Raw genomic sequence first — 13,978 nt, forward strand, 5'->3', positions numbered from 1 at the left:
GGTCACCGGCGGTCCAGCCGTTCCAGCACCAGATCCGACAGCTGCAGCACACTCGGTCCCTTCATCAATTCCATGATCGTGACCTTGGTTGCCAGCTCCCGTTCCAGCCAGGCGCTGATCTCCACCGCCAGCAGCGAATCCAGATAGTCCATGAGCGGCATGTTCTCGTCCAGCGTGTCGAGTGGGATGCCGAGCACGGCGGCCAGGCGAACCTTCAGCGCGCCACCGAGCAATTCGGCGCGATCACCCGCACCGCACGCGTCCAGCTGCTGCCGCAGCGAACCACCCACGGCAGCGGCGGTGGCACTCGCGGCCCGGACCGCCAGCCGCTCGTAACGAGGATGGCTCTGCGCAGTGATGCCGTGATGGCCGAAGAACTGCGCCCAATCCATCGGCAGGACGCCGACCTGCGGCGCGGTACCGGACCACAGTGTCGTCAGCGCTCGATAGGCAGCGGCGGCACTGAACCCGCGCATCCCGGTCGCTTCGACGAACCGGCCGATATCGTCGTGCCGGGCCACATATCCGGCATCCGAGATCGCACCCCAGTTCACCGACAGCGCCACCTGCCCGCGTGCCCGTCGCGTATGGGCCAGCTGATCGAGGAATGCATTGGCCACCGCGTAGTTGCCCTGCCCGCGGTTGCCCACCATCGACGTCGCCGAGGAGAACAGTACGAAAGCTTCCAGTGGCAGACCGGCGGTCAGTTCGTCGAGGTACTGCGCCCCGAACGCTTTTGCCGCCAGCACCCTGCGCACTCGCTCGGCGTCCAGATCGGCCAAGAGCGCGTCGTCCAGCACCATCGCGCAGTGCAGCACTCCGCGCAGCGGCGGCAGCCGGTCCTCGATCCGGTTCAGTACCGCGGCCAGCTCGGCGCGGACGGAAACGTCCGCGGCTTCGACCGTCACCTGTATGCCCCGGTCGCGCAGGGACTCGACTCGCGCCGCCTGTTCCGCACCACCGATCCCGGAGCGGCCGAGGAGGACGAGGCTCCGCACCCCGGAGGCCACCAGCGCCTCCGCCATGGCCAGCCCGAAACCACCGAGACCGCCGGTGATCAGCCAGGTCCCGTCGAACGAGGGTGTCCGCGGCGGCGGCACCACCGCGACATCCCGTTCGCTCATCGCCAGCACCACCTTGCCCACGTGGCGCGCGGCAGCGAGATGACGGAACGCCGCCTCGGTCTGCGCCGGGTGGAAGACCCGGTACGGCAGCGGCCGCAGCTCACCGGAGTCGAAACGCCGCATCAGCGTCCGGAACACCGTATTCGTCGCCGCCGGCCGGTCCACCAGCAACTGCCGCAGATCGAAAGCGAAATAGGTGAGATTGCGCAGAAAAGGACGCAACCCCATCCTGCGGTCCTGCAACAGATCCCGTTTGCCCAGTTCGACGAAGCGTCCGTAGGGAGCCAGGCAGGCCAGACTGCGCGTGGCTCCTTCCCCGGCCAGCGAGTTCAGCACCACGTCGACACCGGTGCCACCGGTCGCTGCTCGGATCCCATCAGCAAAATCCAGTGCGCGCGAATCGAACACCTCGCGGACGCCGAGCGTACGCAGCAGGTCGCGTTTGGCCGGGCTGCCGGCGGTAGCGAACACCTCGGCGCCGGCCGCGCGGGCGATCTGCACCGCGGCCAGACCGGTGCCGCCGGTGCCGGCATGGATCAGGACCCGCTCCCCCGCGCCGATCCGGGCGAGTTCGTGCAGGGCGTACCACGCGGTGAGAAAGACGATGGGCACCGATCCGGCGGCGTCGAAGCCGAGCGTCTCCGGCTTCGGAACCACATGCGCCGCGGAGACGGTGAGATGACTACCGAGACTGCCCTGGGCCGGGCTGACCGCCACCACCGCCTCACCCACGCGCAATCCGTCCACTCCACTGCCGACCCGGGTGATCACCCCCGCGCATTCGGCGCCGAAACGTGGCTCGGTGGCCGATTCGAGCGGCGGGATCTGGCCGAGCGCGATCATCACATCCAGGAAGTTCAGGCCGGCCGAGACGACCTGGATCTCGACCTCTCCGGCCGCAGGCGCGATACGGTCGCGCTGGTGATAGGCCAGCGAGTCCAGTGCACCGGGCGCTCCCGAGGTCAGCAGGAAACCGCGCTCCGCCGGCACGGCAGCTCCCGAGATGAGCTCCGCGCGGGGCGTGAAGGTTTCGAGCCGTCGGACGAACCGTTCACCGCCGCGGACCAGGACTTCGCGCTCGAGCCCGTCGGCCAGCAGCTCTGCCCGGAGCGCGTCGAGATCTCCGGATGCGGGTTCGGCATCCAGATCCAGCGCGGTGAATCGCAACCGCGGCAGTTCCACCGCGACCACCGCTGCCAGACCCCATACCGCCGCACCGGCGCGATCGGTATGCGTACACCGGAAAGCGTGCGCTCCCCGGGTCACCTCGACCACTCGCGGCCATGGCGCGCGGTCGTCGTCGTGGCAGACCCGGCGCAGAAGTTCGAGCACGGCCAGCGTCGTCGCGGTGAGGTTTCCCTCGAAGGAACCGCCGCCGCCACCGCGGAGATCGATGATCGCGGCGGGCGCCATATCGTCGAGATCGATATCGTCCGGTCCGCGCACCACGACCGCGCGGCCGCCGTGCCGCTCCAGATCACCGGCCAGCTTTTCGGCCAGTGGATCGCCGTCGGCGAGGACGAGCCACGGGCCCACGGGCTGCGGGAGGGCCGCGGGGGCCGGCTTCAATTGTTCGGCGACCGTGCGGGCCACGATCACCGACTGTGATCCGGCGCCGGTATGCGCCGGATCTCCCAGTACCACCACCTCGTCGAAATCCAGCGACCGCAGTAGTTCTTCCCAGTCCGCCGCGGCCAGTAGCGGTGTCTGCGGACGCAACTGCTGGTCCCGGAAGGACCACCAGCCCTCGGTGAGGCCGAAGGTGAGATCCAGCCACGGGTTGCCCGGAGTTGCCTCCAATAACATGAGCATTCCGCCCGGGGCGAGCATGTCTTGCAGGTAGAGCAGCGTTTTCTTGGCGTCAGCGGTCGCGTGCACCACATCGGAGGCCACCACCAGGTCGAATGTCGCCGGATCGATGCCCTGGGCGGCCGGATCGTGTTCGATATCCAGCACCCGGTAGTCCACGAAGTCGTGACCGGCGAAACGTTCCCGGGCCGAGGCGAGAAACGCCGGGGAGATATCGGTGAAGACGTATTCGGAGCGGTCGGCGGGCAGCACGGGCAGCAGGCTCGCGGTGAGCCCACCGGTGCCGCCGCCGACTTCCAATATGCGCAGGGTGCGCCGCGGGTCGGCGGAATCGGCCAGCCGGCGCAGCACTTCCCGGCCCAGCACGTTGTAGAACCGGGCGATCGGCGAATTCTGATAGATCGCCTCGAGATCCACCAGGGACCCGTCGGCGAACAGCAACTCGACCGGATCGGCAGCACCGGTCAGCACGTCGTACAGGCGTGGCCCGGTCCGGCGGAGCAGCAGCAACTCCCACGCGCAGGAGGGGTGTTCGGCGAACAGTGCGGCCCACTGCGCCTCCGCGTCGTCGGCGACCGCCGCGGTGAACTGGTACTGCTCGCCGCGCTCGCGCAGCGCTCCGTGGTCGACGAGCAATCGCAGCAAACCTTGCAGGGCGCGACGGTATTTCGGGAGAAGACCCGGGAGCTCGGCCACCGCGAACTCCTCCGCGGGCCCGAACTCGTCCAGGCAGCGGGCCACATAGGTCGCGCACAACCGGGCAATATCGCGCTGGTAACCGGTGGCATAGGCGGAACTGCCGAGCTGCCGCGACAGCAGGTCGGCCAGCGGGACGAGCTCGCCGGCGAGGGCCGTGGGGTCTGCGGTGAATGCGCTGTGGTCGGGCGGCGCCACCGGTCCGGTAGATCGCCATTCGAGAGAGTAGAAGTGCTCGTCGAGGCCGGCGGCCTCGCCGTCGGGACGGGTACGCACCGCCTTACCGGACAGCGAGGTGTACTCGGCGACCACCGCGCCCGAATCGTCGAGCAGGTAGATATCGACGAGCAAGGTGTCGTCGTTCTTGCGCGGCCGGGTGTAGCACCACACCGGCAGCTCGACCCGGTCGTACACCCGGACTCGCTCGATGCCGGTGGGCAGATAGCTGATCGGCAACAGTCGGCCCGGATACTGCGGCACCGGATGCAGGATGGCGCTTTGGAAGCAGGCGTCGAGTACCGCCGGATGCAATAGATAGCCGTCATCGCGCCGGCGCAGTACCCGCGGGACCTGAATACGGGCGAGTGCCTCGCCCGGTCCGATATCTATCCGATCGATACCGCAGAAGGCGGGCCCGTAGGCATACCCGCTCTGAGCGAAACGGCCGTACACATCGACGGCTTTCGCGGTGGCCGTGCACCGTTCGCGGATCGCGGCCAGGTCGAAGACCTGCGTGTTCCCGGTGCCGGAGTCCAGGACGTGGAAGCGCCCGCGCGCATTGCGCAACCAGGTGTCGCCGCGCACCGAGCGCTGATGGAATTCGAAGGTCCCGTCCTCCAGGTCCAGTTCGAGCCGACTGATCTGCGGTTCGTCGGACAGCACACACGCCCGCTCGAACTCCACGAACTCCAGCGCGCACGACTGCCCCGTCGCCTCGGCCGCGGCGGCCAGGGCCGCTTCGATGTAGGCGGCGCCGGGCACGATCACCGAACCGAACACATCGTGCTCTCGAACCCAGGACAGCCGATAGTCGTCCCAGCTGATCTCCCAGGTGGGCCGGGCGCCGTCCACCGGTTTGAGCATGGGATGGCGCTGCCCGCCGGCCCGGTAACGCTGCGAGACCTCGCTCTCGTTCCAGAACGACTGCCTGATCCACGGATTCTTCGGCACGTCCAGCACCGGAACGCCGGCCGGATGACGCCGCTGCCAGTCCACCGCATATCCGCCGGTGTAGAGCCGGGCGAAAGTATCCAGGAATACCGCCCAGTCGTCCTTCTTCCGCATGAGCGACGGCACGATGGTGGCCTCGGCGGAGATCTCGGTGACCGAGTTGGCCAGTACCGGATGCGGGCTCAACTCGACGAAGGTCTCGTAGCCGTCCGCCAGCATCGCGCGGATCGCCGATTCGAACAACACCGGCTGCCGGAAGTTGCGCCACCAGTATTCGGTGCCGAGTTCCGAGCCTGCGATGCGGGCGCCGGTGAGCGTCGAGTACAGCGGGATCTCGGTCTCGGAATGCGCGATCTCGCCCAGCGCGTCGAGTAGTTCCGCGCGCAGCGGATCCATATCCCGGCTGTGACAGGCGCAGTTGACCCGCAGCAGCCGTGCGAATACACCGCGGTCGGCCAACTCGGTGGCCAACGCCTCGAGCACCGGGCGCCGCCCGGACAGCGTGCTCGCCTTCGGGCTGTTCAGCGCGGAAACCCACACATCATCGGGGTAGCGTGCGGCCAGTTCCTCGGCCTGCGACTCGGGGACCGCGACGAACATCATGCCGCCGGTGGGGTCTGCGCCGTCCTGGATCCGCGCCCGGTGACAGATCACCTTCAGCGCCTCGGACAGGCTCAGGGCTCCCGAGACATGCGCGGCGGCGATCTCACCCATACTGTGCCCGATCACCGCGTCCGGTTCGACACCCCAGGAACGCCAGAGCTCGACCAGCGCCACCTGTACGGCGAACATCGTCGGCTGTAGATAGCGGGTCTCCCCGATACGCGACGATTCCTCGTCGGCGGTGAGCGCTTCGTGGATGGACCAGTCGATGTACCGGCGGGCCGTCCGATCGCATTCGAGAATCTTGTCCCGGTACACCGGCGCGGTCTCCAGCAGTGTGCGACCCATGGCGTACCACTGCGGTCCCTGTCCGTTGAAGACGAACGCGACCTTCCCATTGCCGCCGCGGCGCGCCTGTCCGGTGACCACCTCGCCCGCCCGCAGTTTGGCGGCGGCCGCCGCCGCATCCCCGGCGACCACGGCCCCGCGGAATTCGAGATGGCCGCGGCGCAGCGCCGTAGCGGCACTGTAGGAGACCAGGTCATCGGCGTTGTCGAGTGCCTGTGCGTGCCGCACGCCCAACTCGTCGAGCGCCGCCGCGCTGCGCGCGCTGAAAGTGAGCACGGCCGGTACCCGGCCGGCCTCGGGTCCGTAGGGCTCGGGAGCCGGTCCGGAGGCCTCGGTCGCCTCGCCCAATACGACGTTGGCGTTGGTACCGCCGAAGCCGAAAGAGTTGACGCTGGCGTAGGCCACCGGATGTCCCGCGGGCCACTGCTGTCCGGTCGCGGCCACCGCGATCGGCAAGGTCTCGAACTCGATATCCGGATTGCCCGCACGGTAGTGGAGGCTGGGCGGCACCCGCCGGTACCGCACACACAAGGCGGCCTTGATCAAGCCGGCGATACCCGCGGCGGCCTCCAGGTGGCCGATATTCGTTTTGATCGACCCGAGCAGCGCGCTGCGGCCCGGCTCGCGGCCGGCACTCAGCACCCGGCCGAGCGCGTTCGCCTCGATCGGGTCACCCACCGGCGTACCGGTCCCGTGCGCCTCGACATAGCCGATCTCCGCGGGTGCGACCCGAGCAGCTGCCAGTGCGGCACGGAAGTTGGCCTCCTGTGATTCGCCGCTGGGCACTGTGATGCCCTGGGTGCGGCCGTCCTGGTTGACGGCGCTGCCGTGGATCAGCGCGTAGACACGATCACCGGCCGCGCGGGCGGCGCTCAGCGGTTTCAGCAGGACCAGACCCACCCCCTCACCGCGCACATAGCCGTTCGCCGACGCGTCGAAGGCCCGGGACCGGCCGTCCGGCGACAGCATGGCGGCCTGGCTGAGCGCAATACCGAACTGCGGTGTCAGCATCAGGTTCACACCGCCGGCCAGCGCCAGTTCGCTTTCCCCGCGGCGCAGGCTCTCCACCGCCAGATGCACCGCGACCAGCGAGGACGAGCACGCCGTATCGATGGTCATACTGGGCCCGCGCAGATCGAACGTGTAGGACAGGCGATTGGAGACGATGCTCATGAAGGTGCCGGTGGCCGAATGCGGGCCGAGCCCCTCCACTTCACCGGGCGCGGATTGGAGCGCGCCGTAGTCCTGGCTGCACGCGCCGATGAACACACCGGTCCGCGTACCCGCACAGGAGCCGGGCACGATACCCGCGTCCTCGAAGGTCTCCCAGGCCACCTCCAGTAGCTGCCGCTGCTGCGGGTCCATCTGCTCGGCGATCCGTCCCGAGATCCCGAAGAAGGCGGCGTCGAAGGTGTCGACCTCATCGAGGTAACCGCCCTGCCGTGCACTGATCCGCCCGGGCTGCTGCGGTTTCGGTGAATAGAAGCGGTCGACGTCCCAACGGTTGCCGGGGGTGGGCGTGATCGCGTCGACGCCTTGCTCGAGCAGCTCCCACAGGTCCCCTGGTCCGGAGACGCCGCCGGGGAGCCGGCAACCGATGCCCACGATGGCCACCGGCTCGCTGTCGCTGTAGTTCATTGCTGCTCCAGATATTTGAAGGCGGCGAGCACCTGTGCTGTGGTGTAAACGTCCTGGGTCGCCCGGAACGAGCTGTAGCTCTCGGTTTCCGGGTACGGGTAGCGGCCGCCGAACCAGGATCCGTCGTCACGCCGCCGGTCCAGCAGCCAGTCCACCGCGCGCCGCACCGGGAGCTCATCGATCCCGAACCCGGTCTGGGCCAGAGTCATCAACGCGAGCGCGGTCTGCAATTCCGGTGCCGACGGCTCCCCGCGGAATCCGGGAACCTCGGAGAACCAGCTGCCGTCGGGTCGCTGCTGTTCGAGTACGAAATCACGTGCCCGAGCAGCGGCCGCGTAGTCGCCGAATTGTACGAGCGCGGCAACCGCGGGGCGCATGAGATAGTAGTGCGTACAGTAGTAGTACCAGTTGATTCCGAAATGGCCCTTGTTTTCCTGCTTATCGGCGAGAAAGTAGAGGGCTTCGTCGAGATGGTCCGGGTCCACCCCGGCCTCGTCCAGCGCGCACAGGGCAAACCCGGTTACCGAGGACTCCAACTGAAATGCTCTGGGGATATGGCTGTGCACTTCCGCCCACGGCCCGTCCGGCCGCTGCCTGCTTCGCAGGAATTCGGCCTTCTGCCGGGCTTTTTCACCGTATCCCAGAAGCGCCAGCGATGAGATGTACTCGCAGCTGGTCTCCGTACAGTACTCGGCGGGCCCGATCTCGGTCGCGCCCCAGCTGAGCATGCCGGTCGGCTTCTCACGCGTGGCCAGAAAGGCGAGTATCCGATCGATCACTGCTTGTAGGACGGCAGGTAACACCTCCTGCCACAGTGCCATAGCCTTCAGCGCGTTGACGGAGTCCCACTCCTGGAACACCACTATCGACGGGTCCTCGGCAATCGAACCGTCCGGCTGCTGAACCATTTGGAAGTACTCGCACGCCTCGGTCACCACTCGATCGACCGATAGTGAACGTTTCTCGAAATGATCGGAAAGCATGCCGACTAAAACGGGCTTTCTTCCGAGTAATTACAGCAGCCAGAAGTATTTCGATCGCTCATATTTCACTCCGCGTACCGCAGGAAAGTTCCGACGGCGAATGGCGCGCCGACACCGGCGAAGCTAACACAACGCAACTATTCCGTGGAACTCCCAAATCTGGGAATAGTCGACTTGCGTGGACCGCACAGTTTCGGAGGCGGGGCGGGCCTGATCTCGATACGCGGACTTCCCGGGCCGCCGTCGCGGCACCCCTTCTCGGCATTTCGAGCTACCGTTTGCGGCGCCGCATTGAGTGCGGTACGTTCCCGCCTGCCGGAGTCGCTGATCCGGTGGATTTGGAGTCACGAATGAATCGTCGAGCTTTCGAACCGCTTCGCTGGGTCGAGGTCACAACACTCGGCGATCTGCTGGATCGGCGAGCGCATGAGCATCCCGAACGCATCGCCCTGTCCTTCCCGGATGTCGAGGTGACCTACGCTCAGCTCACAGCACGTGCCGATCTGCTCGCCCGCGGGCTGCTCGCCGCCGGTGTCGATACCGGCGACACGGTCGGAATCCTGGTGCCGAACTGCCCCGATTCCATTGCCGCACTCATCGCGGTGACGCGGATCGGCGCCCTGCCGGTGCCGATCAACGGCCGGTTCAAGGAACGCGAACTCGCCCAAGTGGTGGACCACGCGCGGATGCGGCTGCTGTTCGTCCATTCCGGCACACCGATTCCAGCTCCGGTGCGACAGCAGTGCGAGCGGCTGCGCGAGCTGGTCCAGCTGGGTCCGGGCGAGCCGCCGGCGGGTATCCGCAGCGAGCGCGAATTCCTCGACGCGGCGGCGGAAGTGGATCCCGGCGCGGTTCGCGAGCGCAGCCGCTATGTCCGCGTCCGCGATACCGCGGTGGTCATGTACACCTCCGGCACCTCCGCGAGCCCGAAAGGCGCCATGATCAGCCACGAGGCGCTGATCCGCTTCGCGGACGGCGCGGCACACACCCGGCTCGAACTCGTCGGCGCCGACCGTGTGTGGACACCATTGCCCCTGTTCCACATCGGTGCTGTCGCCTTCGCGGTCGCCAGTATCTACGCCGGGTGCACCTACTGCCACGTCGGCCTCTTCAATCCGGCTGCCGCGCTGGAGCAATTGGAGAAGCAACGCGCTACGGTCGCGCTGCCCGGTTTCGAGACGGTCTGGCTGCCCGTGCTGAACCATCCCGACTTCGCGGACCGTGATCTGTCGGCACTTCGCCTGGTTATGACAGTCGGCGTCCCCGAACGTGTTCGCGAGATGGCGAATCGTCTTCCGCACGCCGTGCAGGTCTCCTGTTTCGGGATGACCGAGGCTTCCTCCTTTCTTTCGCTCAGCGAGCAGACCGATACCCAGGAGCAGCGAACCACCACCGGCGGCCGACCACTGCCCGGAATGCAGTGCCGGGTGGTCGATCCCGAGACAGGGCTCGACCTGCCACCCGGTTCGGAGGGCGAACTGTTGTTCCGGGGGACCAATTGCTTCGACGGCTACCTGCACGATCCGGAACTGACCGCGAGATGTTTCGACGACAAGGGCTGGTTCCACACCGGTGATGTAGCGGTGATGGACGCCGAGGGCCGGGTCACCTTCGTGAGCCGCCTCAAGGACATGCTCAAAGTGGGGGGCGAGAACGTCTCCGCGGTGGAGGTGGAGGATTTTCTGCTCCGCCACCCCGCAGTCCACATCGTGCAGGTGGTCGCCGCGCCGGATTCCTACTACGTCGAAGTACCGGCCGCCTTCATCGAACTCGTGCCGGGCGCGACCGCGACCGAACAAGAGATCATCGACTACTGCCTCGGCAGCATCGCGACATATCGAGCGCCTCGCTACGTGCGGTTCGTCGACGAATGGCCCATGTCGGGCACCAAGATCAAAAAATATGTGTTGCGCGAACGTATCCGGGCCGAACTGGCCGAACGTGGTATCGATCGCGCACCGAAGCTACATGCGCCGCAGGAGATCCGATGAGCGGCGGACTACACACCGTCACCCGGCTCTACCGGAACTCGCTGCGCCTGCACACCTCCACCTTGCTGGGCGATCCCGTTGCTTCGGTGCTGAATCTGCGGAGAGGCAGCGACGGCCACACCCACTACGAGCGGATCCGGGCCCGCGGTGATCTGATCCGCGGACGCAGTGGACTGTGTATGACGGCCTCGCACGCGGTGTGCAAAGAGGTGCTGCGCGACAACCGGTTCGCGGTGGCACCCACCTCCGCTGTCCGGCTGAAGCTACGTCCACTGCCCGGACAGCACACCGATTTCCTGGTGCATCCGCTCGACGACTCTCTGGCCTCCGCCAACCCTCCGGAACACACCAGGCTGCGTAAGCTCGTTGCCCCGCTCTTCGGTGCCGCGCAGCTGCGCGCGCGCCGTGAATTCGTCGAAGAACTGGTCGAGCGGCAACTGGACGCTCTCGACGGCGGCGAACCGGTCGATCTCATCGACGCCTTCGCGCTGCGCATTCCGAGCCTGGTCATCGCCGAGCTACTCGGTCTCCCGGCCGCCGACCACGATCATTTCGCACGCTGGGGAATCGAGTTCGGCGCGACGGTGGATGGGGCGCGCGGGGTGCGCGAGCGCCGGCGCACCCAGGTGCTGCTCGCCGAACTCACCGACTATTTCGCTGCGGCGGTCGCGAAGCGTCGTGCCGAACCAGGCCCCGATCTGATCACGGCGCTCGGCGCCGCGGTCGACGAAGGCGCCATGACCGAAGCCGGTCTGGTGGCCACCTGTCAGGCACTGCTCATCGGCGGTTTCGTCACCACCGCCAATATCATCGGCAACGCGGTGGTCGCGCTGTCACAGAACCCCGCCCAGCATGAGATGTTCGCCGCCGACCCGGGACTGGCCGGGGCCGTGGTGGAGGAAACGCTGCGGTGGGAAGCCCCCGCACAGTACAGCGTCCGAGTGGCGGGCGAACCACTCGAACTGGCCGGTCGGCAGCTGACCGCGGGCACTCCAGTGGTGGCCCTACTGGCCGCCGCCAACCGCGATCCGGCAGTGTTCGCCGAACCCGGCCGCTTCGATATCGCCCGGCGGAACGCACGGGAGCATCTGGCGTTCGCGGCCGGTGTGCACTACTGCTTGGGCGCAGGACTGGCCCGGATGGAGGGTGAGATCGCGCTGCGCGGCCTCTACCGCCGTTTCCCCCGGGTACGTGCGGTGGGCGCACCCGTCTACTGCCCGTCACGGGTCATCCGCGGCCCACGGCACCTGCTCGTGCGCACAGACAGCTGAGTTCGCCCCCGAGGGATATCACCACTCTCCCGTTTCGAGCCCGGCCGACTCTCGACGGCCGGCTATCACGCGAGGTGAATCATGTCCCATCCGTGTCTGTCTCGGTCCCTTCGTCGCTGGACTGCCGCACGCCGGGTGTCGCTCCTATCGGCGGCACTGCTCGCCGGATCGCCGACGCAACAGCACCCGCCGCCGCGAACTACGACACACTCGGGGGGCGCCACGAAGTATCGACCCCTGGTGCGGTCGTCGAGGACGGGCCGGCGGACAACACTGTCGCCACGGCCTTCTGCACTCCGCGGCATTGGGCGGGCGGCCCGCGCCGGGCCGACGTGCTCGTGGCGGGTGCGACCTACAACCGGGAGTACTGGGACTCCTCGTTCGATCCGGAGACCTACTCCTACGTCGACGACACCTCGGCCGCCGGGCGAGCGACGTTCAGTTTCGACTGCCTCGGCACAGGTGCCATGCGCAAGCGCAAGGCACTCTCCGTTGGTTTTCGGCGATTACCACGGGGACCGCAGTGTGCCCGGCGGAGACTTCCGGGCACACTGCTACCGGCGAGAACACCGCCCGATCAGGGGCTTCAGGACTTGTCACCGCGGGCCGATCCGAACCTCCGGAAGGCGACAGCCGACGCAGCAACAGTTACCCGGCCACCGCCCGAGTCGGCCCGGATCAGGCGGCCGTGGTGATGGAAGCGGCCTCGTCGGGTTCGGCCATCGCCTGTTCGCGCAGGGTCCGCAGCGTTTTGGCGAGGATGCGTGACACCTGCATCTGCGAGATCTCGAGCCGTTCGGCGATCTGCACCTGGGTCAGGTTCGCGAAGTACCGCCAGACCAGGATCTGCCGTTCCCGCTGCGGCAGTTCCGCGATCAGCGGGCGCAGTGTCATCGCGTCCTCGAGCAGCCGGTAGCAGGGGTCCTCCCCGCCGAGCCGGGCCAGTACCGCCGGCGGCGAGACCCCGTCGTCCTGGTCGTCGGAGGGAGCGTCGAGGGAACTGCTGGTGTGCGCGTTACCGGCGATGAGCGCCCTGGTGACGTCGGTGAGATCGGCATCGAGTTCCGCGGCGATCTCGCGCGCTGTGGGCATCCGGCCCAGCCGCTGGTACAGCGTCTCGGTGGCCGGGCCGATTCGCAGATGCAGTTCCTTGGTGCCGCGCGGCACCCGCACGGCCCAGGTGTGATCACGGAAGTGGCGGCGCACCTCGCCCATGACGGTCGGGATGGCGAAGGACAGGAACGAGCTGCCCCGCGACCCGTCGAAGCGGTCCACCGCCTGGACCAGGCCGAGCCGCGAGATCTGGAGCAGATCGTCGAACGCTTCGCCGCGGCCGGAGAACCGGCGCGCGATGTGTTCGGCCAGCGGCAGGCAGCGGTACACGATCTGCTCGCGTAGCGCCCGCCGGCGCGGGTCCTCGGGTGCGAGCGCGGCCAGCTCGGCGAAAAGCGGTTCGATGTTGTCGTAGCTGTCGCCGGGACCGGGCACATGGGTAGTGCGGGACGCACGGTCTCCGGCGTACCGGTCGGTCGTGGCTTCGGTCGTTTCGTTCACCGGATGCTCCTCGGGCTTTCCCAAACCTCGTTGGACGGGATATACCCCCGCCATGTGGTGATTGAAACGTGATCTGAAAATCCCGCGAGTGTGAAACGGCCGACGCCGGTGGCGATGTTTCGGACGGTCGAAAACGGTCATGCGCACGATGACGGGCGCCGTAGCCGGCAGACAGTCGTGCGGCGCGATCGCCCAGGCGAGAGAACGGAGGACCGATGACCATTCAGGACACCATCGCTCAGCTGAACCAGGACATCACCACGGCCGAGGATGCGGGTGACGAAGCCACCGCGGCCCGGCTGCGCCGGGAACTGGAAACCGCGCTGCGCAGCGCCGAGGACCCGGACACCGGGCAGCAGGGCGCCCAGTAGTCGCTCCGGAATACCGGCGGGGACGCCCGGTGCGGGCGTCCCCGCCGGCCGTTATCGCGCCGGTGGCGCGACAGTGGTCGTACAGAAGGTCTGGCACTGCCCCGGGGTCGGCGTCACCTGTGCCGGCTGTTCGCCGAAATCAGCGGTGCTCACCAGGATCATCACCAGCAGCGCGCCCCCGACCACCAGGCCGAAGATGAGCAGCGTGGGCCACAGCCAAGTGCGCATCGGCCGCTCGTCGGCAACCGGTACCACCGGCACCACTGTGCCCGCCGGATTGATCGCATCCTCGGGACCCGCCGGGTTCGCCGGGTTCACCGGGTTCACCGGACTCGCCGGGTCGAGCGGGTCCGCCGGATTGAACGGGCTCACCGAGCCGGGCGCGCCGCCCTCGTCTTCGGCCTTCACACAACACCTCCA

The 13,978-nt window shown here is 67.5% G+C and carries 7 protein-coding genes; 3 read left to right on the forward strand and 4 right to left on the reverse strand.

Going from position 1 to position 13,978, the window contains the following annotated elements; all coding sequences use genetic code 11:
* Positions 1 to 2: 2 nt before the first annotated feature.
* The gene (locus ACQPYS_RS18130; RefSeq protein ID WP_433490279.1) at positions 3 to 7,388 is read right to left on the reverse strand and encodes an SDR family NAD(P)-dependent oxidoreductase; all 7,386 of its coding nucleotides are present in this window, start codon (positions 7,386 to 7,388) and stop codon (positions 3 to 5) included.
* A complete protein-coding gene (locus ACQPYS_RS18135) occupies positions 7,385 to 8,296 on the reverse strand; it encodes a prenyltransferase/squalene oxidase repeat-containing protein (RefSeq protein WP_169811873.1) in 912 nt (303 codons plus the stop codon). The genes ACQPYS_RS18130 and ACQPYS_RS18135 overlap by 4 nt, the downstream gene beginning before the upstream one ends.
* 425 nt (positions 8,297 to 8,721) lie before the next feature.
* On the opposite strand from ACQPYS_RS18135, the gene ACQPYS_RS18140 reads away from it, so the two are divergent.
* Positions 8,722 to 10,362 carry a class I adenylate-forming enzyme family protein gene (locus ACQPYS_RS18140; protein WP_063035147.1) on the forward strand — a complete coding sequence of 547 codons (1,641 nt, stop codon included), beginning with the start codon at positions 8,722 to 8,724 and terminating at the stop codon, positions 10,360 to 10,362.
* On the forward strand, positions 10,359 to 11,633 hold the full coding sequence (locus ACQPYS_RS18145) for a cytochrome P450 (protein WP_433490280.1): 1,275 nt from the start codon (positions 10,359 to 10,361) through the stop codon (positions 11,631 to 11,633). Before ACQPYS_RS18140 ends, ACQPYS_RS18145 begins: the two co-directional genes overlap by 4 nt.
* A gap of 678 nt (positions 11,634 to 12,311) precedes the next feature.
* Here the strand turns inward: ACQPYS_RS18145 and ACQPYS_RS18150 are convergent.
* Positions 12,312 to 13,187: an RNA polymerase sigma factor SigF gene (locus tag ACQPYS_RS18150; RefSeq protein WP_431937601.1), complete on the reverse strand. Its 876-nt coding sequence runs from the start codon at positions 13,185 to 13,187 to the stop codon at positions 12,312 to 12,314.
* Between the two features lie 215 nt (positions 13,188 to 13,402).
* Between ACQPYS_RS18150 and ACQPYS_RS18155 the strand changes: the two genes are divergently transcribed.
* On the forward strand, positions 13,403 to 13,558 hold the full coding sequence (locus ACQPYS_RS18155; RefSeq protein ID WP_157107141.1) for a hypothetical protein: 156 nt from the start codon (positions 13,403 to 13,405) through the stop codon (positions 13,556 to 13,558).
* Positions 13,559 to 13,609: 51 nt separating this feature from the next.
* Here ACQPYS_RS18155 and ACQPYS_RS18160 read toward each other — a convergent pair whose 3' ends face one another.
* Positions 13,610 to 13,966, reverse strand: a complete 357-nt coding sequence (locus ACQPYS_RS18160; protein ID WP_433490281.1) for a hypothetical protein — start codon at positions 13,964 to 13,966, stop codon at positions 13,610 to 13,612.
* Between the last annotated feature and the right edge of the window lie 12 nt (positions 13,967 to 13,978).

It is taken from the genome of Nocardia grenadensis (assembly GCF_050942415.1).
In the GTDB taxonomy this organism is placed as follows: domain Bacteria; phylum Actinomycetota; class Actinomycetes; order Mycobacteriales; family Mycobacteriaceae; genus Nocardia; species Nocardia grenadensis.

What these genes read in the sequence shown, in the direction of transcription:
- ACQPYS_RS18130 (WP_433490279.1), bottom strand. Translation starts at nt 7,388, where the DNA reads ATGAACTACAGCGACAGCGAGCCGGTGGCCATCGTGGGCATCGGTTGC.
- ACQPYS_RS18135 (WP_169811873.1), bottom strand. Translation starts at nt 8,296, where the DNA reads ATGGTTCAGCAGCCGGACGGTTCGATTGCCGAGGACCCGTCGATAGTG.
- ACQPYS_RS18140 (WP_063035147.1), top strand. Translation starts at nt 8,722, where the DNA reads ATGAATCGTCGAGCTTTCGAACCGCTTCGCTGGGTCGAGGTCACAACA.
- ACQPYS_RS18145 (WP_433490280.1), top strand. Translation starts at nt 10,359, where the DNA reads ATGAGCGGCGGACTACACACCGTCACCCGGCTCTACCGGAACTCGCTG.
- ACQPYS_RS18155 (WP_157107141.1), top strand. Translation starts at nt 13,403, where the DNA reads ATGACCATTCAGGACACCATCGCTCAGCTGAACCAGGACATCACCACG.